Annotated in this window: 19 protein-coding genes, 1 tRNA gene and 1 pseudogene; 9 read left to right on the top strand and 12 right to left on the bottom strand. The window is 60.9% G+C overall.

From position 1 onward, the window contains the following. Nucleotides 1-21: 21 nt before the first annotated feature. Nucleotides 22-1,959 carry a hypothetical protein gene (locus tag CLV65_RS05995; RefSeq protein WP_094691455.1) on the bottom strand — a complete coding sequence of 646 codons (1,938 nt, stop codon included), beginning with the start codon at nucleotides 1,957-1,959 and terminating at the stop codon, nucleotides 22-24. Nucleotides 1,960-2,212: 253 nt separating this feature from the next. Here CLV65_RS05995 and CLV65_RS05985 point away from each other — a divergent pair. Next, nucleotides 2,213-2,286: transfer RNA gene (locus tag CLV65_RS05985), tRNA-Ile, on the top strand. A 737-nt stretch (nucleotides 2,287-3,023) separates the two neighbouring features. Here the strand turns inward: CLV65_RS05985 and dtd are convergent. The 5 genes and pseudogenes from dtd to CLV65_RS05960 all read right to left on the bottom strand — a co-directional run bounded on the left by dtd (nucleotide 3,024) and on the right by CLV65_RS05960 (nucleotide 8,753). Next, entirely contained in the window at nucleotides 3,024-3,506 is a 483-nt protein-coding gene (gene dtd / locus CLV65_RS05980; protein ID WP_094691454.1) for a D-aminoacyl-tRNA deacylase, read from the bottom strand. Between the two features lie 85 nt (nucleotides 3,507-3,591). Next, nucleotides 3,592-5,133, bottom strand: a complete 1,542-nt coding sequence (locus CLV65_RS05975; protein WP_094691453.1) for an MFS transporter — start codon at nucleotides 5,131-5,133, stop codon at nucleotides 3,592-3,594. Between the two features lie 324 nt (nucleotides 5,134-5,457). Continuing rightward, entirely contained in the window at nucleotides 5,458-5,829 is a 372-nt protein-coding gene (locus CLV65_RS05970) for a DUF488 domain-containing protein (protein ID WP_244569165.1), read from the bottom strand. 243 nt (nucleotides 5,830-6,072) lie between these two features. After that, nucleotides 6,073-6,753: pseudogene (locus CLV65_RS05965) on the bottom strand (DNA-3-methyladenine glycosylase); the annotation flags it as partial. A gap of 2 nt (nucleotides 6,754-6,755) precedes the next feature. Next, nucleotides 6,756-8,753 carry a DEAD/DEAH box helicase gene (locus CLV65_RS05960; protein ID WP_420848403.1) on the bottom strand — a complete coding sequence of 666 codons (1,998 nt, stop codon included), beginning with the start codon at nucleotides 8,751-8,753 and terminating at the stop codon, nucleotides 6,756-6,758. Between the two features lie 386 nt (nucleotides 8,754-9,139). Here CLV65_RS05960 and CLV65_RS05955 point away from each other — a divergent pair, with 386 nt between their 5' ends. The 6 genes from CLV65_RS05955 to CLV65_RS05930 all read left to right on the top strand — a co-directional run bounded on the left by CLV65_RS05955 (nucleotide 9,140) and on the right by CLV65_RS05930 (nucleotide 14,845). Beyond that, nucleotides 9,140-10,117, top strand: coding sequence for an ABC transporter ATP-binding protein (locus CLV65_RS05955; RefSeq protein WP_094691451.1), 978 nt, complete (start codon nucleotides 9,140-9,142; stop codon nucleotides 10,115-10,117). Nucleotides 10,118-10,191: 74 nt separating this feature from the next. Further along, complete coding sequence (locus tag CLV65_RS05950) at nucleotides 10,192-11,691, top strand: ABC transporter permease (RefSeq protein WP_094691450.1); 1,500 nt, start codon at nucleotides 10,192-10,194, stop codon at nucleotides 11,689-11,691. After that, complete coding sequence (locus tag CLV65_RS05945) at nucleotides 11,678-12,976, top strand: ABC transporter permease (RefSeq protein WP_094691449.1); 1,299 nt, start codon at nucleotides 11,678-11,680, stop codon at nucleotides 12,974-12,976. The genes CLV65_RS05950 and CLV65_RS05945 overlap by 14 nt, the downstream gene beginning before the upstream one ends. A 22-nt stretch (nucleotides 12,977-12,998) precedes the next feature. Next, complete coding sequence (locus tag CLV65_RS05940; RefSeq protein ID WP_094691477.1) at nucleotides 12,999-13,637, top strand: GNAT family N-acetyltransferase; 639 nt, start codon at nucleotides 12,999-13,001, stop codon at nucleotides 13,635-13,637. Beyond that, nucleotides 13,634-14,194 (top strand): arsenate reductase/protein-tyrosine-phosphatase family protein, encoded by a 561-nt coding sequence (locus CLV65_RS05935; RefSeq protein ID WP_244569157.1) that lies wholly within the window; start codon nucleotides 13,634-13,636, stop codon nucleotides 14,192-14,194. The genes CLV65_RS05940 and CLV65_RS05935 overlap by 4 nt, the downstream gene beginning before the upstream one ends. Before the next feature lie 135 nt (nucleotides 14,195-14,329). Continuing rightward, the gene (locus CLV65_RS05930; protein WP_157847234.1) at nucleotides 14,330-14,845 is read left to right on the top strand and encodes a Panacea domain-containing protein; all 516 of its coding nucleotides are present in this window, start codon (nucleotides 14,330-14,332) and stop codon (nucleotides 14,843-14,845) included. A 224-nt stretch (nucleotides 14,846-15,069) separates the two neighbouring features. On the opposite strand, the gene CLV65_RS05920 is transcribed toward CLV65_RS05930, so the two are convergent. From CLV65_RS05920 to CLV65_RS05910, 3 genes are all read right to left on the bottom strand, one after another. Then, nucleotides 15,070-15,474 carry a pyridoxamine 5'-phosphate oxidase family protein gene (locus CLV65_RS05920; protein WP_094691446.1) on the bottom strand — a complete coding sequence of 135 codons (405 nt, stop codon included), beginning with the start codon at nucleotides 15,472-15,474 and terminating at the stop codon, nucleotides 15,070-15,072. 300 nt (nucleotides 15,475-15,774) lie between these two features. Further along, nucleotides 15,775-17,700, bottom strand: a complete 1,926-nt coding sequence (locus CLV65_RS05915; RefSeq protein ID WP_158216102.1) for an MFS transporter — start codon at nucleotides 17,698-17,700, stop codon at nucleotides 15,775-15,777. A 543-nt stretch (nucleotides 17,701-18,243) separates the two neighbouring features. Continuing rightward, entirely contained in the window at nucleotides 18,244-19,086 is an 843-nt protein-coding gene (locus CLV65_RS05910) for a sulfite exporter TauE/SafE family protein (RefSeq protein WP_094691444.1), read from the bottom strand. A gap of 452 nt (nucleotides 19,087-19,538) precedes the next feature. Here CLV65_RS05910 and ettA point away from each other — a divergent pair, with 452 nt between their 5' ends. Further along, a complete protein-coding gene (gene ettA, locus CLV65_RS05905; RefSeq protein WP_094691443.1) occupies nucleotides 19,539-21,218 on the top strand; it encodes an energy-dependent translational throttle protein EttA in 1,680 nt (559 codons plus the stop codon). Nucleotides 21,219-21,432: 214 nt separating this feature from the next. Beyond that, a complete protein-coding gene (locus tag CLV65_RS05900; protein WP_094691442.1) occupies nucleotides 21,433-22,512 on the top strand; it encodes an acyl-CoA thioesterase in 1,080 nt (359 codons plus the stop codon). Nucleotides 22,513-22,664: 152 nt separating this feature from the next. Here the strand turns inward: CLV65_RS05900 and CLV65_RS05895 are convergent, their stop codons facing one another. The 3 genes from CLV65_RS05895 to CLV65_RS05885 all read right to left on the bottom strand — a co-directional run bounded on the left by CLV65_RS05895 (nucleotide 22,665) and on the right by CLV65_RS05885 (nucleotide 24,742). Continuing rightward, the gene (locus CLV65_RS05895) at nucleotides 22,665-23,561 is read right to left on the bottom strand and encodes a hypothetical protein (RefSeq protein ID WP_094691475.1); all 897 of its coding nucleotides are present in this window, start codon (nucleotides 23,559-23,561) and stop codon (nucleotides 22,665-22,667) included. A 98-nt stretch (nucleotides 23,562-23,659) separates the two neighbouring features. Continuing rightward, complete coding sequence (locus tag CLV65_RS05890; protein WP_094691441.1) at nucleotides 23,660-24,106, bottom strand: hypothetical protein; 447 nt, start codon at nucleotides 24,104-24,106, stop codon at nucleotides 23,660-23,662. A gap of 96 nt (nucleotides 24,107-24,202) precedes the next feature. Then, nucleotides 24,203-24,742 (bottom strand): DUF3180 domain-containing protein, encoded by a 540-nt coding sequence (locus CLV65_RS05885; RefSeq protein WP_094691440.1) that lies wholly within the window; start codon nucleotides 24,740-24,742, stop codon nucleotides 24,203-24,205. Between the last annotated feature and the right edge of the window lie 86 nt (nucleotides 24,743-24,828).

The following is a 24,828-nucleotide window of genomic DNA, read 5'->3' as shown; positions in this document are numbered from 1 at the left end:
CCAGCCCTAGGGCTTTCACCATTACTGCCCCTGATTCGCCGACTCCTGCTGGTTTGACTCGCTTCCCTGATCTGACTGGGTCTGCTGGTCTTGCTGCGTTTGCTCGCTCGGCTGAGGCTGCGGATTGGTATCAGGGGCGGCGCTCACCGTCGCCGAGTCCACCTGCCGCTTCATGTAGGACGTCGCGCTAGTCAGTGTGTTCGTGCTGCCAGTCACCGTCGCATAATCCGCCGAGGAGTTGTTGAGCACCTGCTGCGAAGCGGCGATCTCTTGCTGGAACTGCTGCACGTTCGGATCCGTGGGCCCCAACCGCTGCTGGGCTTCGGAAAGCTGGGCGTTGGCGGCGTCGATTGCAGTCTTGAGGTCGGTTTGCGCCTGCGCCAGCTGCTGCGCTTCCTCCTGCTGCTGTTGCTGCGACGCCTCAGCCGAAGCGGAAGCATCGGCGGAATCCTTCGCGGACTTGGAATCCGTGACTTTCTGCGCGGCGGCGGTCACGGCATCCGCATTCTTTTGCAAAGTATCCGCCGCATCATTGTTAAGGCTGGTGGTCTGCTGAAGCTGCGTGTCCGTGGCGGAGGTATCGCATTGGGTTAGGTCAGGCACCGTCGCCTTGAGCGCAAGCTGCAGATTGGCGACCGTGGAAGCATCCTGCACTTGGTCTGCTGTGATTGCCGACGTCGCGGAAGCTTCCGACACGACGCTGTTCCAACGGTTGCGCGAATCATTGTATCGGTTCACGGATTCCTGGCATGAGGCAAGCGAAGTCGTTGCATTTGCCGATGATGACGCGACCTGCCCCGGATTTGACTTGGATTTGCGGCTCAATGCCACGGCAATCCCCACGATAACAAGCACTACCACGACGATGATGGCAATCACGCGGGCGGTTTTGCCAGTGGACGATGATCCCTCATCGCGATGGGAGGAATGGCTCGACGAATCATCGGAACCCACGATGGCGGTGAATTCATCAGACGGATTGGAGCCTTGGCGATTGGCTGCGACGCTCTGCTGACCATAGCCGGTTGCATCAGCCGAAACGGGCGGCATGGTGCCGAAAGTCTGCGTGCCGTAAGCCGGGGCGCTCTCCATCGATACGGAATCCTCGTCGCCCGCATAGCCCGGGGTGGCCGTGGATGACATGCGGGCGGATTGTGCAGAACGGGGAATGCGCCCGCCATACGCCATGGTCGCAGCATCAGCGGCATCCGCATCGGGAGTGGGAGCAACCGCAGCATAGGGATTCTGCCCATAGGCTATCGTCTGCGTCTGTCCGGCGGTCATTGGCATGGTCGGCGGCACGGAGACGGTGGGCTGCATCACCTGGGTTTCTGCGGCATCCCGCGCCTGCGCCGACCCGATGGGAGCGCCCACCACGCCGGTGGCTCCCATCAGGGCATCTTCGCTCGCCGACCGGGGAAGCACGGACGGACGGCTTGAAAAGTTCATCGATTGCGTCGCCATGCGACGGCCAGCGTAGGGATCGTCCAGCTGCTGCATTGCCATATCCTGCAGCGGCTGTGTTGGCTGGGTTGGCTGCGTTGCCTGGGAGGACTGCAGAGGCTGTGTGGCCTGAGTTGTCTGGGCGGCGGCGAATTGCTGCGTCGGGATGGATTGCTGGGGCAACGGTGGCATCGCCTGCGTAGGCGCTTCCTGCATCGGTTGCGTGGGCTGCGCATTGGACGGAGCGGGCACCTGCTGCGTAGGCATGGGGAAGGAAGACGAGATCGGATCGGGTGTTGGCGCGGCTGGCACCGATGCTGGCGCAGGCATGGACTGTGCAACCGGTGTATGGGGCAGACCCGACACCTGCTGTGTGGTCGCAGGGGCAGGTACGGACGTTGCCGCTATTGGCATCTCTTCCCCCGCCATCGTTTCTGCGAAGGGATTGTAAGCCTGCGTCGCCTGGGTGTCGGCAGAATCATCTCGCTGTTGCGAAGCATCATCACTGTAAGGCATAACGTCCCCCTCTGCGCACACAGCGCAATCGGTTTTCCAGCTTCTTTTGCCATAGTACTCAGCTCCGTCCACGACCGCCCAGCCGTATTGCACACAACCGTCCGGCGACGGTGCGCGCAGCCAGCCGACGACAGTGTTCGCAGCAGTCCGGCGACAGACATGACTTGGGGATGTGTATGATATCTGCGTACGGATGCATCGATGAACGCCACGCATGGGTTTTCCCGCGCACGCGTCGCCAGCCCATCCGCACGGGGCCGTAGCTCAGTCGGTTAGAGCAGCGTCCTTATAAGACGTTGGTCCTGGGTTCAAGTCCCAGCGGCCCTACGATTCTCAAAACCCTGCAGACACAATGCCTGCAGGGTTTTTTCGTTGCGATTGCAACGTTTCTCGGATGCATGACTTATCTGGGCCATTTCTCAACAAAACCCCGAATCTCATTCCCCACGGCCGCACATCGCCTACCCCGCAATGTGCCAGCCACCACTCACACATAACCGCCAATACCTGTACCCAAAGCGCCGCACACCCCGCACCGCCCCACAATGTGCCGGCCGACACTCACACATAGCCAAGCAACGGACACTCCCAAAACACAACAACCGCGGAAAACAGCCACTCCCACAGTTCCACCACCAGACCAGCACCCCACCTACCCCACAATGTGCCAGTCACCACTCACACATAGGCCCGGATCCAAACGCAACTCCCACTTAAGCGCCAGCCGACACTCACACATAGCCACCAGAAACCTGCATCCAAAGCACCATCCACCCCACATCGTCCGCAATGTGCAAGCCGACCCTCACACATAGCCAAGCAACGGACACTCCCAAAACACAACAACCGCAGAAAACAGCCACTCCCACAAACCCGACACCAACCACACACCCCATCCACACCCCAATGTGCCAGCCGACACTCACACATTGCCGTCCGAAACGACGTCTGACACAGCTGCATGACTTCCTGCCATGCCTCTACCTACGGATAAGCCGTCGAACTCGGTGTTAGCGATGGCTTCCGGACACGGCCGTCATGAGTTCAAAACCGACAGGAGTCCGCTAGTCCCCCAGCAGCTCCGCCGTGTCGATCATCAGCGTCACCGGTCCATCGTTGAGCAACGACACCCGCATATGCGCGCCGAAACGCCCTTCCTTGACCGTGAGTCCCTGCGCCCGCAGCGCATCATTGAAAGCGAGCCAGATGCGCTTGGCGTGTTCCGGCTCGCCTGCGTTGATGAAACTTGGCCGGTTCCCCTTGCGGATGTTCCCATACAGGGTGAATTGGGAGATTGACAGGATTGCGCCGTCATGTTGGGCAATCGACTCGTTCATGCGACCATCGGAATCCTCGAACACCCGCAGATTCACGATTTTGCGGGCAAGCCAGTCGATTTCACGCTGGCCGTCGGTATCCGCAACACCGACGAGCAGAACGTAACCAGCGCCAATCGACTGTTTCTCAAATGTCGGATCCACCTGATTGGTCGCCGGGTCCACAACATCGACGCTTGCTTCACTGACACGCTGCAATACGATTCTCATACCGGTACTGTATCGCAGGCCGATTTCGGACCCCACCATCAAAGCCCGATTTCAGGCCGATTGCAGCCCGCGCCACCGCACGCCGTTAGTCGCGCCGAGCAAGCCTGAACGAGGCGACGACCGCGGCCGCCATGCACACGGAGAGCGCAAGCAATATCGCGAAATCGACACGGCTTCCATCCACCGTGCCAGCCGCCGCAGGCTGCACAAGCGTCTGGGCGGAAATCACCGCAGACACGACAGCCGTGCCGAAGGATCCCGCGAACTGCTGCATCATCGAAAACAGCGAATTGAGATCTGATTTGGCGGGCCCGGCGACATGGGTGCTGGCATCCGACATCGTCACGCCGAAACCAGTGTTGAAGCCCACGCGCAGCAGCGCATAGAGCACACCCATGAGCACCAGCGTGAACGAATGCGTGAACGCGAGCATCAGCGCAAGAGCCGCGCAGACAAGCGCCACGCTCAGACCGAGCGGTCCACGCGCGCCATGCCGGTCATAGAAACGTCCCGCCACGGGAGACGCCACCGCGCCCAGCAGCGCGCCGGGAAGCAGCATGAGCCCCGCCTGCATTGCCGTGGCGCCGAGCACGTTCTGCGCGTACAGCGGCAGGATGAACGACATGCCGATGTTGATGAACTGCAATCCCACATAGCTAAAAAGCCTCAGGCGCACGGCGCGAATGCCAAGGATCGAGTAATCGAAGATCCTGCGCGTGCCACGCTTGGCATGCCATACAACCAAGCCGATGAGCACTGCGCACGCCACGACGCCGATCCAAAATCCTGGCGCCGTCCAGCCGCCAACGCCGGCGGCATCGAAAGTGACGAGCACGGAGGTGAAGGTGACAGCAAGCAACGCCACACCCACGGCGTCGAATGCCAAGCCGCTTGGCCGCTGTCTTGCCGCGCCGTCGCGCACGCTCACCAGTCCAGCGATGGCGATGAGCACCAGCAACGGCAGCACGCCGGAAAAGATGGTGCGCCACGACCACATGCTCGTCAGCACGCCACCGTAAGTGGGCCCCAGCGCGGGGGCGAGTGAAATGATGACGCTGGCGAAGCCCGTGTAAAGGCCGATGCGCTGCAGCGGAACGCGCGTGAAAATGAGCTGGTACATGAGCGGCGTGGCTATGCCCGTGGCGCACGCCTGGAACATGCGTCCGGCGAGCAGCACGGGGAAGTTCGGTGCCACCAGGCACATCACAGTGCCGATTACGCTCATGGCGAGCGCGAAGATGAACAGGCTGCGAGCGCCAAAACGCTTGAGCACATACGCCGTGGTGCTCATCACGATGGTGACAAGCAGCAGATAGCCGGTGGTGAGCCACTGCACGGTGGCGAGCGAGACGCCCATCTGCACCATGAGCGTGGGGAATGTGACGTTCATCGAGGTTTCGGTGAGAATGCCAACGAATGACAGCAGGCCTACCGAGACGATAGCGAGTTTGGTGCGCAGCGGCACATGGGATGCGGCAGCGGCGGGCGCTGCGAAGTTCGGTGCGGTGCGGGTGGGTTCCTGCAATGGCGCGACGGATGTGCCGGTCCGTGTCTGCTGTTCCTGTGTCTGTCGTTCCCGTTCCCACTGTTGTGTTTGCTGGGATTGCTGGGGCTGCCGTGAGGTCATGAATACGCTCCTGATGAATCTAGGGGAATCCTGGATAGCAGAATCCCTGGTTCATTGATTAACTGGTTGATTGGTCGATCGATTGATTTCATATCGAATGCTCAGGCCGATCTCACGGGAATTCATGGAAGATTGCGCACAGTCTTCCCGTCCAGCACAGGTAGCATCGCCGACACGTGACTTTACGTCCTAGGTCTGGACTGGAGACCAGACACACGCACCGCAATCGCCATCCTGACGAATGCAATTGCCATGAATACGATTACCGTGCCGCAACCACTGCGCAACCGCTGTGCCGCAACCACCGTGCCAGCGCAGTCCCTGCTACTGTTCGCGGGCGAATCCTTGACGCACAAGATAATCGCGCAACACCACAGCGTTGTTGTACGCCTCGTCTTTGGCGGCGAATACCAGTGTCACACGCGCGCTTCCCGCCCATGCCTGCCGCAGCCGCTCAATGCCTTCGGGATTGGCATCGAGCTCGCCCGCATAGCGCTCGGCAAATTCAGGGAAGCGTTCGGGAATGTGCGCGAACCATGTGCGCAGTTCCTTGGACGGCGCCACATCCTTGACCCACGCATCGATGCACGCCTTCGCCTTGGACGTGCCGCGGGGCCACAGACGGTCGACGAGCACGCGAAAACCGTCGGATTCCTGCGGCTGCGCGTAGGCACGTTTGATGGAGACAACGGGAATCGCGAGACCTTTGCCGTCTTTCACTTTGCTGTCTTTCACTTTGCCGTCACCGTGTTCACTATTGATCTGCGCGCCATTGACCTGCGTGCCATCGACCTGTATGCCATTGCCGCGTTCATCATTGCTAAGCATCATGCGCTCCTGTGAAACTGCGTGTGTTGAACCCATCCATCCAGCATCTTGCTGGCCAGCGTCATGAATCACAATAAGCTGTGCATCCCGATTGAACGGGCTGGCTGACACGCATGGATCGGAATCAATGAAATAACGGCGCCTGCGTTCCTTCGCCTTGCTGATGCCAATGCGGGGACTGCACACGATGCGTTCGCCGTCACGCAGCGGCGCATCCACCACGCGCAGCGGCGGTTGATCCAGGTCATGGCCATACAGGTCCATGCCGATGCCCAGCGCTTGGCACAGTTTTGCCGGACCGTTCGCCAACGCCTTGCCGTCACGCCCACCACGGTTGTGAATCGCCGCCGGCACGCCTTCCACTACCTGTGCGGCGCGCACCAAGGCGCCGGCGCCGAAACCATCAGGACCAGCGGTCACGTTCATGCAATGGTGTATGCCATGGCTCACATAGATGTAGGCGTGACGCGCCGGCCCAAACATCGCGCGGTTGCGTTGACTACGCCCATGGTATGTATGGCTCGCCGGGTCGGTCTGATCGTATGCTTCCGTCTCCACGATGCGCGCGACAATGCGCGTGCCATCGTCGAAATCACGCACGATCAGGCTGCCGAGCAGGCTGATGGCCATGCGGTCGGCCTGCTCAGAGCACTCGCGAAAATAGTCAGCCTGCGAATCCCCCGCCTGCAGGCCATCGGAATGCAAACCGCTAGTCTGCGACCCTCCAGCTTGCAAAACGTCAGTCTGCACACCGTCAGCCTGCAGACTGCCCGCCCGCGAACCGTCAGTCATGGTCAGTGCCTGCCGCGCGAGAAGCCACGGCCACCATTGCCACGGCCACCATAATTGCCACCGCGCTTGCCACCGCCGCGCGAACCGCCGAACGAACGCACACCGCCGCGACCACCGCGGCTGTTGCCGTGACCGTTGCCGCCGTTGCCCTTGCGTCCACCATGCTTGCCGCCGCGCGCCCCGCCACGCTTGCCGAAATCGACATAATCGCTGCGGTCGTGACGGCCGTCATTGTCGCGATCATCTCGATCCCAGCCACGTTCGCGCTGCGAACGCTCATACTCGGCGCGCCCGTATTCGAAATTCGCATCATCATGATGATGCTTGCCCTTGCGCCCACGCTGGGGACCGAAATCCTGGAATCCATCATCGCGGAAACCACCGCGGCGGTCATCACGGCGGTCATCACGGCGATTCCGCTTGCTGTGACGGTCATCGCGACGGTCGTCACGGCGGTCATCCCAGCGGTCGTCACGGTCATGCTTGTGCCCATGGCGCTCCGCCGCACGATTGCCCGCCGCAGCCTTGCCACGCTTGGCAAACGCAACGTCCTCGCCACCATCGGAACGCTTCTTGCCAGAGGACTTTCCGTGCGCCTTCTTGGAGGCCTTACGCGCAGCCTTTTGCGCTTCCTTCTCAGCCTTCGCTTCCTTCTGCGCTTTCTGCGCTTCCTTCTTGGCGGCCTTCTGGGCGTCCAGCACGCCTTGCAGGCTCCAGCCTTCCACCAGCGGCGCATGCTCGCCCACCAGCGCCTCGATCTCGTCGCTGCCGGGAGTGACCTCCACCGGTTCGACCTCGATGCCGGCCTTGCGGAACAGATTCCTTGCGAGCTTGCGCTGGTCAGGCAGCACGAGGGTCACCACGTCGCCGCTGTTGCCGGCGCGCGCGGTGCGGCCGGAACGATGCTGGAACGACTTGGGGTCTTTCGGCGGCTCGGTCTGCACCACGAGTTCCACGCCGTTCACATCGATGCCGCGTGCCGCCACATCGGTGGCGACCAGCACGCGCACAGTGCCGTCAGCGAACGCAGCAAGGTTGCGGTCGCGCTTGTTTTGCGACAGATTGCCTTGCAGGTCGACTGCAGGAATGCCCTGCTGGATGAGCTTCTTGGCCATCTTCTGCGCCTGGAACTTCGTGCGCGTGAAGAAAATGCGCTTGCCCATGCCGCTCGCCAGCTCGCGAATCACCTCATGCTTGTTGCCTTGGGTGACGGCGAACAGGTGGTGCGTCATCGTGTCCACGGGTTCGTCGGAATCCGCGACCGCATGCACCTTGGCATCGGTGAGGAACTGTTCGACCACCTTGTCGACGCCATGGTCAAGCGTCGCCGAAAACAGCATGCGCTGCCCGTGCGGGTCGGTTTGCTCCAGAAGGCGCGTCACGGCAGGCAGGAAGCCCATGTCCGCCATTTCGTCGGCCTCGTCAAGCACGCTGACTTCCACGCCCTCGAGTGTGAGCAATCCCTGGCCCAGCAGGTCTTCGAGACGCCCAGGGCACGCGAGCACAATGTCGGCGCCGCGGCGCAGCTTGTCAACCTGGCGACCCTGCTTGACGCCGCCGTAAATCGTGACGGTTTTCATGCCATAGGCGTGTGCAAGAGGCTGGATGACCTCGTCGATCTGATTGACGAGCTCACGGGTGGGGGCGAGCACCATGCCACGCGGATGCGGCAGGCGCAGGTCCGCCGCCTTCCCGGCCTTCTTCAAACGCTTGAAATCACGCATCGCTGCGGCGCCGCTTCCCTGCCCAAGCCGCGTAACAAGCGGGATGGCGAAGGCCAGCGTCTTGCCCGAACCCGTGCGGCCGCGGCCGAGGATGTCGCGCCCGGACAGCGAATCAGGCAGCGTGTCCGCTTGGATGGGGAATGCGGTGACCTTGCCATCCTTGGCGAGCACGTCCACGATGGGCTGCGGCACACCGAGCTGCTCGAATGTAAGGTCGGCGCGGTCAGCGTCGTGGCTTATCTCATCCGCCGAGAATTCCGCAGCCTGCGGTTCTATTTCCAGCGCGTCGCGATCGTTCTTCTTGTGGGACTTGCCATGGGACTTGTGGGATGGCTTCTTGCCGGCGTCGCCGTTGCGCTTGCCGTGTTTCTTGCCGTCATGCTTGGCATCGTCATGATGAAACAGTCCGTCCGCTGCCTCCGCTGCACGGGCATGGCGCGACGAAGTGGTGTTGTCGGCAGAGTTGTCTTCAGAAAAATTGTCAAAGGATTGGAATTCAGACACGAAATATCTTTCCTACAAAGGGGCCCGCTCTGGCAGGCCATAGGCTTAACAAGATATCACAAGCCATGGAACGGCCACGCTCCGCGGCAATTCCCAACGGCCACGCCCGTGGGACACGCAACCGCCCGCGAAGCATGGTTCCATGCAACAATGGTTTTATGGAAAGCACAACCCCGCTCCATTCCAGCACGTCAGAGAAGACCGAGGCCATCAACGTCGAAGGCCTAACGAAATCCTATGGCGACATGCTAGCGCTGGACTCCTTTGACCTCATGGTGCACGACGGCGAGATTTTCGGACTTCTTGGCCCCAACGGATCAGGCAAGACGACGGCGATCCGCTGCATGCTCGGCCTGCTCACCTTCGAATCGGGGAGCATCACGATCCTCGGCGAGCGCATGACGCCCAGATCCTACGAGCTGCGTCGGCGCATCGGCGTGGTGCCGCAAGACGTGGCGGTGTTCGATGCGTTGAACGTACAAGAAAACATTGATTACTTCTGTTCGCTGTATGTGCCTGACCGCACCCGCCGCGCGCAACTCGTGGACGAAGCCATCGAATTCGTGGGATTGGAGGATTACCGCCGGTTCCGCCCCAAGAAACTGTCGGGAGGATTGCTACGCCGCCTCAACATCGCCTGTGGCATAGCGCACAAACCCGAGTTGATTTTCTTCGACGAGCCGACGGTGGCGGTGGATCCGCAAAGCCGCAACGCGATTCTGGAGGGCATCAAACGTCTGAATGCGCAAGGCGCCACGGTGGTGTACACGAGCCATTACATGGAGGAGGTCGAGCAGATCTGCGACCGGATCCTCATCATGGATCGCGGCCGGCATCTGGCGCTCGGCACGGCGACGCAGCTCACAGCGATGACCGACACCGGCGAGACCATCACCGTGGATGCCGCCGATCTGACGGATGACGCGGTCTCCGCCATTGAAGCCCTCCCCCATGTCGATTCCGTTGACCGCAATGGCAGCGAGCTCACCATCGTCTGCACGCAAGGCGACCGCAATCTCATCGACGTGCTCGATGCCTTGCACGGGGCGGGCGTGCGCATCGGCCACGTGACATCGCAACCGCCCACCCTCAACGACGTGTTCCTCGCGCTCACCGGCAAGAAGCTGCGCGACTAGCTCGCGCGACCAGCTCGCATAATGAGCTCGCACAGCAGTGTACACAGAGAGAAGAGAGAAGGAAGGAGGGCATCATGGCTCGTCACACAGTAGGTTCCCCTCGCGCTGCGGGCTCCCGCGGCGCTTCATGGATGGCATTCCTCTCCACACTGCGCATGGAGCTCAGATGCACGCTACGCAATCCATCCGCTGTGTTCTGGCTCATCGCGTTCCCCTGCATCGTCGCGACGCTTGTGCAAGGGGTGTTCGGCAATGTCGCCGAGCAAACGACAATCGCCCCTGCAACGGTGGCGGTCGTGCGTGACGATGCGTGGCGGAATTCACCCGGCGCAGACGAATTCATCAATGCAATCAGCGGCGCCCAACAGGAAGACGCCCAACAGGAAGACGCAGACCAAGCAGACGACACGAAAACCGACGCCACCACCCGACTCATCGAACGCACCGATGTCTCCACGACCGAGCAAGCCGAGCAATTGCTGGATTCCCAGCAGGTCATGGCATACGTGAGCGTCATCAGCGACACAGGCAATGCGGGCGATACCGGCGACATCAATACCACCGACGCCACCAGCAACACGGATACCGCGAACACCACAGCCGCAACAACCGCCTCGGACTTCTCAACCCGCCTGCACCTGACGGTATCGCAACACACAGCGGAAAACGTAGCGCAAGCCTCGTCACACGGCGGAGATGGAAGCGCATGGTCGCTCATCGCGCTCGAAGCGCTCCTCGAACAATTCAACACGCAATCGACCATGATCACGCAAGCGGTCACACAGGCAATCACCCAACGCATCGCTCAAACCGCCGCCACCGACCCCAGCAAACTCAACGACACCGCGTGGATCAAATCCATTGTGCAAAGCACAACCGATGAATTCATTCATACAGCGCAGTCGGACGGCTCTTCCAGTTATCTCGAACCAGCGCAAGGTTACGCAGCTGCGCATGACATGGCGCGATACCATTTCGCCATCATCGCCATGGCGACCTTCATGGCAATGACGCTGGCGTGCGAGCAAATCACCAAGCTCCAAGCGAACCTGTCGGAGCTGGGCGCCCGCGTCTGCGTCTCGCCGCTGAGCAGACTTCCCAAAATCGCCGCGGTCATGCTCTCCGTGTGGCTGGAGGCATTCGTATGCCTGCTTGTCGATTTTGCCTACGTGCGGTTCGTCATGCACGTTCCCATCAACGGGCGCGATGGCCTCGCCGTGGCGGCATTGGCGATGGCGGCGCTTGTAACAACGACACTGGGACTCGCCTTGGGCGCGGTGCCGCGGCTCGCACTGGGCACGAAGACGGGGCTCTCCATCATCATCACCTTGGTGCTATCGGCATTCACCGGCATGTTTGGCAACATGGCGTTCGCCGATTCCGTGCAGCGCGCGGCGCCCCTGCTGCAACACCTCAATCCATGCAAGCAGGTGACGAACCTGTTTTACGACCTGCTGTATTACCACAGCCTCACGCCGTTCGCGCACACCGTGCTCGTGCTCGCGTGCATGAGCGCGGTGGGGCTTGCGCTTGCTGTCGTTGAACTGAGGAGGACCAGCTATGACAACCTGTAAAGCCGCATGGCTGGTGGTGCGCGCTCACCTTCCCCAGCTGTTGGCGTATCTGATCGGACTGGGCATGCTGGCAGCGCTCCTAGCGTGGGGAACGGTAGGCTCAACTTCGCAAACCGGCGCGCAGACATTCGATCCACCACGCAACAACGTGGCGATCATTGACCGCGACAGCGACGGCGAGCATTGCGTCGGCGATGCGCTGCGCACATATCTGGCGTCGAGCGCCAATCTGGTGGACGTCGAGGATTCCGAGACCGCAATCGACGATGCCATCGCCACCCAGCAAGCGGATTTCATCGTCATCGTGCCGCAAGGCTATACGAATGATTTCGCTTCCGCCGTGAAAAACAACACAGACATGCCGCGGCTGGGTTCCGTAGGGTCCGGCGGCAGCGGTAACAACGATGGCGGCAGCGAATCGGCGGTATCCGCAATGGAAGGCGTTCGAATCAACGGTTTCCTCAATTCCGCGCGCACAGCACTCATCGCCAATCCGGAGAGCGACGTCAACGCGGCATTCGATACCGCGATACACACGGCGCAAGACTTACGAACCAACCCCACGGCGAGCGTGCGGCGCGCAGCGTCGGATTCCCAAGCGTCGGATTCTCAGCAGACCCAGGCGGATATCGAAGGATTCGCCCCCAGCCTCGTGTTCCGCGACTCGTGCGCCGCCATGATTTACGCCGTCATCATGTCGGTGTCGCTCGCGGTGATTCTTGTGATGACGGAATTCAACGCACCACGCACCCGGGAACGGATCAGGGTTTCCGCACAAAATCCTGCGTCCGCCCGCTGGCAGCTGCTGCTCGTATGCTCCGCCATCGGCGTCGCCATGTGGCTGTGCTGCCTGGCGATTGCACTGGGGGCATGCATGACTCGCGGGTCTGGACTGGCCAGTGTCAATACGGTCAGTCTCGCACTGAGCGCCACATCTTTGTTTGTGCTGTGTCTGGTGTGCGTGGCGTTCGGCTTTCTGGTGTCGCAGTTCCATGTCACCGCAGCGACCGCCAACGGCATTGTCAACACCATCGGCCTGGTCTCCGCGTTCCTTTCCGGCGCATGGCTCCCGCAATGGCTCATGTCCCCACCGGTTGCTGCCATCGCGAAGATACTGCCGGGCTGGTGGTTCGTCGATTCGCTCAATCAGGCTTTTGGAGGGGATGCGTCGGTAATCGCCACCCCGAATATGAACGGCTGGGCATGCTCCACAGCACTGATGGTGGCATTCGGAGTGGGGTTTGTGGTATGCGCAGTGATTGTGGGGCGCGTGCGATCGCGATGATGCCGATGATGCCATGGCGGTCATGCGACGTACTGCTGACTTGCATCGCCTGCCCGCTGGCGCTTCGCTGTGTTCCGCGGCTTACACGCGATACGATGGGCGTGTGAGTCCCGATTATCGCATCCGCACCGCCACACCCGCTGACATTGACGCACTCGATGCCATCGAACGCGAATGCTTCCCACCCGCAGAGGCGGCGACACGTGAAGCCCTCGCGGCGCGGTTGCAGCAGTACCCCGATCATTTCTGGCTGCTCGAAGTGCCCGTTGACCCGCATCATGCTGCTTCACATCGCAGTGCCCCGAGTCCCACTGCCCTGCACGACATGCGCATCGTGAGCTTCGTGAACGGCATGACGACCGACGAACCCCATTTGCTCGACGCGATGTATGACGACGCCACCATGCACGATCCGAGTGGCTCATGGCAGATGATTTTCGGCGTGGACACCCTTCCGGCTTTTCGCAGGCACGGTTACGCAGGGACTTTGCTGAAACGCGTCATCGATGACGCGCGCAGGGATGGACGCCGTGGCGTCGTGCTCACTTGCAAGGACCGGCTTGTGCACTATTACGCATCATTTGGATTCATTGACGAGGGAATCTCCGAATCCACCCATGGTGGCGTGATCTGGCATGAAATGAGAGTGAGATTCCAATGAACACTAGCATCCTAACAACCACGGAGGCGCATATGAACACGAAAAATCCCATGGATACCGGCAACTCTCTGGATACCGGCAGCCCCACGATCCAAAACGGTGCCGAGGACCACAGCAGCGAGCGGAAGACAGGCGAACGCATCGTTGCGTTCATCTGCACGCACAATGCCTGCCGCAGCCAGATAGCCCAGGCGATTGCCGAGCATTACCAAGCATCGGATCGGCGGTATGCCGAGTTCCGTTTCGCGTCCGCTGGAACGGACATCGCGGATTCCATCAACCCTGATGCCGTGCGGGTGCTGCGGGATTCGCGCGGCATCGACATGGTTGCGCGCGGTCAGAGCCCCAAGACCATTGGGCAGATTCCCGCACCTGATGTCGCGATCTCCATGGGCTGCGGCGTACGGTGCCCCTTCATTGGACGGCCTTTCGACGCCGATTGGGAGCTTGACGACCCCACGGGCGGCACAGAGGAGGACTTTCTTCGCTGCATCGAACGCATCGATTCTCTGGTACAGCACATTCCCGAACTGTATGGGAGACCCTCCGCTCAGTAAGCTACAAGCCAATTCGCAAGAACTATGGTTGTCGTTTCGTCCATCCGATAGAATGTTGCGTACATGGGTCTTATGAAAAACAAACACTCTCAAATAAGGCCACTGCCGGGAAAACATTGTGGAAAGGGAGCTGGCATGACTACTTCGCTTGACATCGCTGCATGGCTTGTGTCTCACCATGGCAACAACGCTTCCCTTTCGAATCTGTCGTTGAACAAACTGTGTTATTTCGCGCAGGTCACCGCCCTTAGCACGGACGGCAAAACGCTGTTCGACGACGATATCCAGGCATGGGAATACGGCCCAGTGTGCCCTGCCGTCTACCACGCTTATAAGCATTACGGCAGACTGCCCGTACGCGCACCCGAATCGCACGTCCCAACGCTCAGCGAGCGCGAGAACCGCATCATGGAAAAAACATGGGAAAAATATGGCTGGCTCTCCCCGTTCGACTTAGTTCGGCTCTCTCATCGGAAAGGCTGTGCATGGTCGAAGACGTATAAAGCTGGCGAGAACGCAACCATCAGCCCGCAGCTCATCCTCGACTCGGACGATGTCAAGGGTTTTGACGCCAGCGCGACGTTCGCCCATGCTGTCATTGAGACCAAGGCGCGATATTCCAACACACTGCGACTGTTGGAGGATTCGTGAACCCCGCTGCGATTTTGATGCAAGACGAGGAGATTACTGCACTCGCCGACTCTCTCATCGAAATCCACACCTCTGTCGTTAGCACGCGGGGTCTCTCATTGGGCGATTCCGTGTCACAAGAGAAAATGAGCCGCCGATGCGGGGGGGGCGGAGTCGTGCAACGACTCGTAAGCTCCGACTTCGGCGACTCCGAAGGAATCTGCACGCGATGATCAGGCCGGCAGTCAGTCCTGAGCGATAATCGTGCCTGCCTTGGGGCCCGCATCAAGCAGGTCGATACGCGTGATAGTCATGACCGGCACGACGGCGGGGCGCTTCAAGCCATGCTCGTCAGCGAACTTCAGGGCTTTCTCGTAGAAATCGCCGGAATCGACGAGCTCAACAGGGCCATGGAAGCGGTAGCCATGCTTGTTGTCCTTCGTGGCGACGGCAACGACCATCTTGCCGTTGTCACGCAGGTTGTGCAGATGTTGGCGAGCGGTGCGCTCGTAATAGAACAAATGCGAATCATCCTTGACCTGCATGGAAATCTTGGGGCCGATGTCCGGATATCCGCTCTCGTCGACCGTTGCAATGTAGCACAGGTTGTTGGCAATCATGCTCTTCATGTCATCAGTCATCGCAACCATGTGATCCTCCTTAACTGGCGGGATGCATCCCCAATCACGGAATGCACTTCCCATCCTATCGGCTTGCAGCCGCGCCACCACGCGGTCTTCACGAGAAATCCACCAACCGTGAAGAAAGTCACACCTCTCACCCTCACGGCATCCTCACGGCATCCTCGCCGCATCCTCACACACGCACCCACGAATACCGAACAACGAATACACCCCTGAAAGCGCACGCAAAACGGCGTGTGCCTCGCATTGCACATGCAAAACACACGCCGTTGGCATCACGCCGCATCACGCGTCAGCGATGGCCGATCACTCGTCGGTGGGCACAGCCGTCGCAACCATGTAACGCATCAGGTCGGAACGGCTGATCACACCAATCACCTGCTTGCCATCCTCACCGCCGGTCACCGGCAGTTTCTTGATGCGGTTGCCGGCAAGCATCTCGCACACGCGGCGAATCGGGGCATGCACACCGACGGTGACCACACGGTGTGTGCAGATCTCCATCACATTGGTCTGGCGCAGACCGGCGACGCGATGCATGAACTTGTCGCTCTGCACCCACAGCGCATAGACATACGACATGGACGCCTTGTCAGCGGTGTCGCCAATGAGCGTGCGCATGATGTCACCGTCAGTGACGAATCCCACGGCATGCTGATGCTCGTCGAGCACCGGAATGCCAGTCGTGCCATTGTGAACCATCACCAGGAGCGCGTCGTATGCACTGTCGGCAGCGGTGACAGAATAAACGTCGCGCTTCATCGCATCGGCGAGCGACGGCTCGTCGGCCTGCTCCAGCCCTGGTTCCGACACATTCGATTCACCCGCGCCAGCAGTCGCAGCAGCCTTTGCCTTCGCCTCCACCCGTGCGAGCGCAACAGCGGCGATGAAGCCAAGCACATCAACCGCAAAGGCAACACGGCACGCAATATCGAAGCCAGCGGCGGTGCCAGCCGCAGCAGACTCGCCGGAAGCCTCATGGGCGGCGGACACCGCGGACAGGATTCCCACGAATACAGACGAACCCACGCAGCCAGCGATTTGGAATGTCGTGGACACGATCGTCACGCCGTGCGGATACATACGGCGATCAAGGCTGGACAGCGCATAGGACTGCGCAGGTCCCATCACGCAAGCGCAACCGGCGATCGCAGGCGCATACAGCAGCACGATCCTCAGGCTGGTCGTCGCGCCGCCGGTGAACGACAGCGCCAGCACGAAACATGCGATAACCGCCATGCCGATGCTCACCAGCCAGCCCACGCCGAAGCGATCGAACACCTTGCCTGCAACCGGCGACAGCACGCACGACACGAGGCAGGCAGGAAGCAGCGTAAGCGCAGCCTGCAGCGGGGTGAAGCCCAAAGCGCTTTCCATGAACAACGGCAGCAGAATGTTCATCGAAAAGACCGTCATCAGCGCGGCGATCACCAGCAGCACACCCAGCACGAAAGCACGGTTGCCGAACGGTTCCAGATTCAGGAACGGTTCGGGGATTCGGCGCTGGCGCAGCACAAATGCAACAAGCGCCACCACGCCAACCACCAGCGTGACGATGGCGACCACGATCTGGCCGGAGAACACCGTGGACACGCCATACAGCAAGCCAATCAGGCCGATGGCTGCGAGCGTCACGGAAAGGGCGTCCATATGCGGATGCGTCAACTGCGCGATGTCACCAACCCACAGAATCGAACACACCAGGCAGATCACGGACAAGGCAGCAAGCGCAAAGCACAGCGTGTGCCACGTGCCGTGGGCGAGCAGCAGGCCTGCGGCGATCGGGCCGAATGCAGGCCCGAACGTGGTCATGGCGCCGATGATGCCCATGTATGTGCCGATTTTGTTTTTGGGCGCAACGGCAAGCGTCAGGTTCATGCCTACCGGCACGATCATGCCGGTGCCGAGCGCCTGCACCACTCGCGCCACCACCAGAATCGCGAAATTCGGCGCAAAACCGCCGATGATGCTGCCGGCGACCAGCAAGACCAGCGACATCGCCATCAGAAGCGATGTGCGGATTTTCTTGTAAAGGAACCCTGCGACCGGAACCATCACTGCGGCGGCGAGCATGTATGCCGTCGACACCCATTGCACGATGCCGGCATTCACCGACAGGTCCTGCATGATGGGGTTCAAGGCCACGTTGAGGAACGTCTCGTTGAATGCGGCGAGGAATGTGGCGTATCCCGCCACGAATAAAACACGGCCAGGCTTGATGGCTGAAGTCACGTGTTGTCCTTTCATCTCTTCGTGATTCTGTTCTTCGTGTGCTTTCACCCCATGCGCCTTCGCCCCAGCGTTGCCTGATTGTCTGATCCACGCATGATTGCCGCACAGGAATTGCGAACGAACGCTGTGCGGTGCGACATGAATCGACATAAATCGACATGGATAATGCCAAGAACGCCGAGGACTGCGGACACGGGTGCAGACGACCGGGCCCGGTTCGGCATATCCGAATCCGTTGATTTTCCTCGACAAGCCCGATGCACGATATCTGACGTGCGAAACGATCCGACCATGCATCATCACCATGCATGATCGACATACATCGGCACAATCACCGATGAAAGGCGAAATCTACAAAAACAGCCGCGGTGTCGTGTGACACGCATCGTTCAACATAACGAAAAATCCACAATCTCATAAGTTGCGGCGTGTCGCAGCGCAGGGCACAGCGCGTCAGCTCACACGGCACAGCACGCGCAGCCCATACAGTGCACACGGTGTGCACGGCAGCGAAATCGTGAGCATGACTCACGTGAAGATGACTTAGAAATATGCCTTGACCGCCAGATCGATGGTCAGGATCACGCCACCGATGACAGCAAGGATGCGCATGATGCGCGCCGGAATCCTGCGGGTGATGGGCGGCGCCACGAAACTGCCCAGGAAGCATCCCAAGCACATGGCGATGGCGGCCGGCCACACGACCACGCCCTTGCAGATGAAAAGGACCGAGGCAGAGACATTGGCGCCGAAGCCGACGAGTGTCTTCAACGCATTGATGTGATGGAACGGGCCGATGCGCCCCAGGTCAAGCACAGCAAGCACCAACGTGCCGGCTCCTGCCCCGAAGTAGCCGCTGTACACGCCGCACAGGGAGACGCACACCCACAGCCACCACGGATCCTTCGACATGGGCTGCGTCACGGTCGGCGCTAGGTTCGACGTCCCGTCACGCTGGGCAAGCACCGCGTGGGCTGCCTGCCGCGCTTCCATGCGGCCGCGTGGGTTGAGGGCGATGAGCAACGTGCTGAGAAGTATCAGCGGCGGCACCGCAAATTCAAACACCTTGGGATTTAGTTCGAGCAACAGCACCGCTCCCAGGATTCCGCCACACACGCCGATGGCGATGTAGGTGGCGGCACGCCTGCCCTGCCCTTTGAGTTCCACGCGCGCGCCGAGCACACCGCCGAAGCCGGTGCCCACGACCCCTACGGTGTTGGATGCGTTCGCCAGCACCGGCGGGATGCCACATGCCAGCAGCGCCGGGTATGAGATCAGCGACGAGGCGCCCACGGCGTAGCCGACGAAGCCTGCGCCTATGCCTGCGAGAAAGATCAGGAGAAGCGTGACGATTGTGAAACCGCCGATTGCTATGCCTGCGCCCATGCGATGCCTCCGTCCGCCGTGGTTCCGTTGCGATTGCGTTGTGGTCGGTCGTGGTTGCGGCGCAAGCCCACGGTGCCTCCACCGTGATTCTGCCGTGCCCCACCGTCACAAGTCTGCGATGCTCCCACCTGATTGCCTCATTGTGTGCGTTTGGAGATTACCGCCATGTTCAGATTTCGGTCGCCGCATGTTCGCATCCCGGCCATCCGGTCGCGCACCGGTTCACACCACCGCGCGGCGCGCTCAGCCGCGCCCATGTAGAGCGCTTACGGAATAATAGACACGAAGCATTCGGTCCCAATCAGCGCGTCTACCCACGGAGTGCAGTCACGCACGCGGCATCGTCACCACCACGCCTGCACAGCCGGCACGGCAATGCGGGACGGCGCACGGTGCGCGGTTACGCAACGCATGATGGCGGGCCTTCAACTTCTCAAGAGAACGGAAAACCTTTGGCTGAATTCATTTATTCCATGATCAAGGCCCGCAAAGCCTACGGCGACCGTGTGATCCTGGACGACGTGACGCTGAGCTTCCTGCCCGGCGCAAAGATCGGCGTCGTGGGCCCCAACGGCATGGGCAAGTCGACGCTGCTGCGCATCATGGCCGGCCTCGACACGGTCTCGAACGGCGAGGCATACCTCACGCCCGGCTACACGGTGGGAATCCTGCAGCAGGAACCGCCGCTGGACGATACGAAGACCGTCGGCGAAAACATCAAGGAAGCGTTCGGCGCCATCGCCCAGAAGGTGGAGCGCTTCAACCAGATCGGCGAAGAGATGGCGAACCCGGACGCCGACTTCGACGCGCTCATGGAAGAAATGGGCAAGCTGCAGACCGAGATCGACGCTGCGAACGGATGGGACCTCGACTCCCAGCTGGAACAGGCCATGGACGCGCTGCAGTGCCCCGATCCCGACACTCCGGTGAAGGTATGCTCCGGTGGCGAGCGCCGCCGCGTGGCGTTGTGCAAGCTGCTGCTGGAAGCCCCCGATCTGCTGCTGCTCGACGAGCCGACGAACCATCTGGACGCCGAGTCGATTCTGTGGCTGGAGCAGTTCCTGCATAATTACAAGGGCGCTGTGATCGCCGTCACCCACGACCGTTACTTCATGGACAACGTCGCCGAGTGGATCTGCGAGGTCGACCGCGGCCACCTGTATCCCTATAAGGGCAATTACTCCACGTATCTGGAGACCAAGGCCAAGCGTATGGAAATCCAGGGTGCCAAGGACGCCAAGCTCGCTAAGCGCCTGAAGAACGAGCTCGAATGGGTGCGCTCCTCGCCGAAGGCACGCCAGGCCAAGAACAAGGCCCGTCTGGAACGCTACGACCAGATGGAAGAGCAGGCTCGCAATTCCAAGAAGCTGGACTTCTCCGAGATTCAGATTCCGCCGGGGCCGCGTCTGGGTTCGACGGTGCTCGAGGCCGAGCACATCCACAAGGCGTTCGGCGACCGCGTGCTCATCGACGACCTGTCGTTCACACTGCCGCGCAACGGCATTGTGGGCGTCATCGGCCCCAACGGCGTGGGTAAGTCCACGCTGTTCAAGACGATCGTGGGCTTGGAGCCGCTCACTTCCGGTTCCCTCAAGATTGGCGAAACCGTCAAGATCTCGTATGTGGACCAGAACCGCGAAGGCCTCGACCCCAACAAGAACCTATGGGAGGCTGTCTCCGGCGGGCTCGACTTCATTGAGGTCGGCGGCGTGGAAGTGCCGACGCGTGCATATGTGGCGAGCTTCGGTTTCAAGGGCGCCGACCAGCAGAAGCTCGTGGGCGTGCTGTCCGGCGGTGAGCGCAACCGCCTGAACCTCGCCCTCACGCTGAAGCAGGGCGGCAATCTGCTGCTGCTCGACGAGCCGACGAATGACCTTGATGTCGAGACCCTCGAAAGTCTGGAGAACGCGCTGATCGAATTCCCCGGCTGCGCCGTCGTGATCTCCCACGACCGCTGGTTCCTCGACCGCATCGCCACGCATATCCTCGCGTGGGAAGGCACGGATGAGAATCCTGCCCACTGGTATTGGTTCGAAGGAAACTTCCAGGCGTACCAAGAAAACAAGGTCGCCCGCTTGGGCGAGGAAGCGGCTCGTCCGCATCGTCTGCACCGCAAGCTCACCCGCGGCTGAGCGAACTGACGGCTGCACAGAGCACTGCACATACGAAAGGGGCGAGCGCCGGGTTCCATCGGGTTCCCGGCGCTCGCCTCTTTCTGTTGCGCATGCCACGGGTAGAATCGACAAGGATGGACAGGCCGGGATTGGAGAACCATGCGCCTGCACCACGCATCGTCATGTCAATAGTCATGTCAATCGAAACGTCATGTCAATCGAAAGGAAACGCATGAGCTGCGCAGAAAACGACAAGGCAACCGCCGTCCCCCAATCCACATCAGCACAGTCCCTCTCGCCGGAGCCTTCCCCTGCCGCTGCCGCATCCGCCGCAGCACCTGCCGCGCCGACGAGCGACATCCCCGCTCTCACAAAGTCCTCGCCGGTGGTGTTGGGCCAGACGGACGGCGAATCCCCAGTGGACAGCATAGTCAAAGTGCTGCAGCTTGACACCCCGGTCACTTCCAAGGACCACACTTATGTGACCGGTCGCAGCATCTCGTTCCCCACACGCCGCATCTACGGCGGACAGATCATCGCACAATCCGTGATGGCGGCGTCCAAGACCGTGGAAGCCGACCGCATGCCGAATTCGGTGCACGGTTATTTCATCACGGCCGGCGACATTTCGCAGGACGTGTTGTTTGACGTGGAGAATCTGCGTGACGGCAGGTCCTTTTCGGCACGCCGCGTGAACGTGACCCAGCGCGACGGCGCGATTCTCACCGCCATCGCCAGCTTCCAAAAGCACGGGCAGTCCGGAGTGGAGTTCGCCGACCCGATGCCGCAGGATGTGCCCGACCCCGAATCGCTGGCGAGCGCGCGGGATCTGATGGCGCCGTTCGCTGACAAATCCTCGTTCGCGGATTATTACGTGCATCAGTCGCCGTTCGACATCCGCCACGCCACCCGCACCGTCATGCTCTCCCCCGATGTGAAGTCCGCCGAGCGCGACAGCGGCCGGCAGATGGTGTGGATGAAGGCGAACGGCCACGTGGACGCCCCGCAGGTGATGCATCGGGCGCTGCTGGCGCTGGGATGCGACCAAATCATGATGGAGCCGGTGATTCGCCGCGCAGGGCTGAGCTTCATCACGCCGGGCATGAGCTACGCTTCCATCGATCACTCGATGTGGTGGTATGCGGACATCGACATCAACGAATGGCACCTGTATGTGCAAGACACGCCGGTCGCGGCACACGGGCGCGGCTTGGCGACCGCCAAGGTCTACACCCGCTCGGGTCAGCTCGTGGCGGTGATGGCGCAGGAAGCGCTGGTGCGCGTGCCTCGCACGGAAGGCGCAGAGAAGTAGCGGCGAAGCCACATCGACCGCATCAGCCACATCAAAAAACGGCATATCAAGAAGCGGTGCAACCGTATCCGTAACAGCCTTCGCCCAGCGTTGCGACGGCTGTTACGGACGGCCACTCGGTGACTTATCGGGTTTGTTGAACTGGCTTGGGCTTATTGCTTGGCTTCGCGCGGAGCCAGCACGTTGGCGAGGTGTCCTGCGGGCAACTGGGAGTGGGGAGCCAGATAGCCCGGATCGTCAGGATCGGCGGTCGGGTCCGGTTCCGTCCACACGTCCACCGGGGTGTCCGGATACATGACGTCCTGCGCCTTGCCCTGCTCGCGCAGCCATGCCGCGAACGACGCATCGTCATGGAACACGAGCATGTTCGAATCATCAAGCAGCTTCGCCATCTGCGCATACGTGGGGTAATCGGCGTTGCCATCGCGGGCGACGCGCGTGCGCTCGACCTCCTGGACCACCTCGGGGTTGGCGGAGACGTTGCCTTCGGCGAGCGCAACGAAAACCTGGTCCATGCCGCGGGCGGCGAAGAAGGCATCCTTGCGTGAATTCGACCGCGAATAGAAATGACTGACGAACCATGCAGCGGGATCGGCACCATGATTGCGCAACGGCTGGTTCTTCTTCCAATTGTGATTGCGGCGCACATCCACGATCGGTTCGGCGCCCGTGGCATTCACCGCAGCCGCGGCATGGGCGGTGATTTTATCCCATAGGTCGCGGCCGTCCTTGAACCGACGCGCATTGCCGGATCCATCGGCGCTTGCCCGGGCGGCGCGCTGCGCCAAGGAACGCAACGACACGGAATTGCCTGTTTCGGCGCGTTCCTGATCCCCGGGACTGGCATCATCCCGAGGCTCATTGCCGTCGGTGATGTCGAGCGCATCAAGGAAGAGATTGGGGCGGTCGTTGACATAACGATCGGTTCCCAAGGGGTACTGTTCAAGCGGCGGATACACATGTGCCACGTGCATCACGGCATCATCGCCGGGCACCAGCAGTGCGATCTCCCCGCCATCGGAGAGCATTTTCAATTCAAATCGTGACATGCCACCATTGTGGCACATCATGATGGGAATAGGTTGCGCGGGTCGTTTCCCAGCTGGCTGCATGAGAACCAACCGCACCTGGTTCACTGCACCTCGGTTCACTGCACCCAAGAATTCACGCAATCGTGAAGGAACTGGCCCACCGATTCGCCACGCTCGCCCGCCAGACGCTCCAATGCGGCGTAATCGCTTGGCGACACGTATATCGGCACCATATCACCGCCGGCGGCGCCCGGGTATCCACCTGCAGCCGGACGCCCCGCGGCCTCATACTGTTCCAGGGTCTGCCGGGCCTTTTCGCAAAATTCGTCGACATCCGACAAACGGTACGATTCCTTGAACTTGGTTGTGGGCAGCTGCGCCAGCTGTTTGGCGAGCTGCTGCGAGGTCATCGTGGCATTGCCAGCGGTCCCGTTCTCCCAAGAGGCCAAGGCATCCCGGATGTCATCGAGGAACGAATCCGTGGCGTCGATGCGGTAGCCTTCCGAAAATCGCGTGATGCGAAAAGTCTGATTCTTCGCATCTCTTGCCGTTATTTTCTCCATGGGATGCCCCTTTCTTACGTTTCCCTCATGATTATCATGTCCATCGCCCTCAGTGGCGCATGGCCTGTGCCGTCCATGATAATCCCACGAAAGGCTTCAGCGTTTCGCCGAATCCGCCGGACGAGACACCGCCGCCACCGCAGCATCACGACGCCGCTTCTTGCGCTTCTTCGCATTGGGATGCTCCGGCCCCTCCTGCGGCGGCAGCTGACACCAGCCTTCCCCGACGATGCCAATAATCATGTCAATGACGGTGACGGCACACGCCACGGAGCATTCCGCGATAAGCCCTTGGTAAAACGCCACGTCACGCCACACGATGCACATCGCCAGCTCGCCGCCGTAATAGCCGGCGAGCGCCGCGCCTGCAATGGCGAGCGCCTTGCACAGCACAAGGGTGGTCGATGCCTTGTCGACATCGATTTCTTTTACCTTGCCGATGACGTACTGATGCACCTGCCAGGCGAGCACCAGCACCACGATGCCCAGCACGAACAACACACCGGAGACGAACCACGGTGCGCCGACAGGTGCGATGGCGGTGGTGCGGGTGCGCCACACAAGGAAGGTGCCGATAAGCGCGCCAAGCACCACGGCTATGACGTAGTACCACCATGGCGTGCGGCTGATTCTCATGGGTGCCTCCTTGCTCGCTCCGTTTCATGCGGTTGCGGGTCTTGCTATGGGTTGCTGTGGTTTGCGATTGTGTACCGTGTGGCGCT

The organism is Pseudoscardovia suis, assembly GCF_002797875.1.
In the GTDB taxonomy this organism is placed as follows: domain Bacteria; phylum Actinomycetota; class Actinomycetes; order Actinomycetales; family Bifidobacteriaceae; genus Pseudoscardovia; species Pseudoscardovia suis.
Note: the sequence above shows the minus strand (reverse complement) of the source record. Positions and strands in the feature narration are given on the sequence as shown.

Bases quoted from the DNA above. Each gene is read 5' to 3' on its own strand.
- CLV65_RS05890 (WP_094691441.1), bottom strand. From the start codon at position 24,106: ATGGAGAAAATAACGGCAAGAGATGCGAAGAATCAGACTTTTCGCATC.
- CLV65_RS05935 (WP_244569157.1), top strand. From the start codon at position 13,634: ATGAACACTAGCATCCTAACAACCACGGAGGCGCATATGAACACGAAA.
- CLV65_RS05900 (WP_094691442.1), top strand. From the start codon at position 21,433: ATGAGCTGCGCAGAAAACGACAAGGCAACCGCCGTCCCCCAATCCACA.
- CLV65_RS05940 (WP_094691477.1), top strand. From the start codon at position 12,999: ATGCGACGTACTGCTGACTTGCATCGCCTGCCCGCTGGCGCTTCGCTG.
- CLV65_RS05895 (WP_094691475.1), bottom strand. From the start codon at position 23,561: ATGTCACGATTTGAATTGAAAATGCTCTCCGATGGCGGGGAGATCGCA.
- CLV65_RS05920 (WP_094691446.1), bottom strand. From the start codon at position 15,474: ATGGTTGCGATGACTGATGACATGAAGAGCATGATTGCCAACAACCTG.
- CLV65_RS05945 (WP_094691449.1), top strand. From the start codon at position 11,678: ATGACAACCTGTAAAGCCGCATGGCTGGTGGTGCGCGCTCACCTTCCC.
- CLV65_RS05975 (WP_094691453.1), bottom strand. From the start codon at position 5,133: ATGACCTCACGGCAGCCCCAGCAATCCCAGCAAACACAACAGTGGGAA.
- CLV65_RS05995 (WP_094691455.1), bottom strand. From the start codon at position 1,959: ATGCCTTACAGTGATGATGCTTCGCAACAGCGAGATGATTCTGCCGAC.
- CLV65_RS05950 (WP_094691450.1), top strand. From the start codon at position 10,192: ATGGCTCGTCACACAGTAGGTTCCCCTCGCGCTGCGGGCTCCCGCGGC.
- CLV65_RS05955 (WP_094691451.1), top strand. From the start codon at position 9,140: ATGGAAAGCACAACCCCGCTCCATTCCAGCACGTCAGAGAAGACCGAG.
- dtd (WP_094691454.1), bottom strand. From the start codon at position 3,506: ATGAGAATCGTATTGCAGCGTGTCAGTGAAGCAAGCGTCGATGTTGTG.
- CLV65_RS05910 (WP_094691444.1), bottom strand. From the start codon at position 19,086: ATGGGCGCAGGCATAGCAATCGGCGGTTTCACAATCGTCACGCTTCTC.
- CLV65_RS05930 (WP_157847234.1), top strand. From the start codon at position 14,330: ATGACTACTTCGCTTGACATCGCTGCATGGCTTGTGTCTCACCATGGC.
- CLV65_RS05885 (WP_094691440.1), bottom strand. From the start codon at position 24,742: ATGAGAATCAGCCGCACGCCATGGTGGTACTACGTCATAGCCGTGGTG.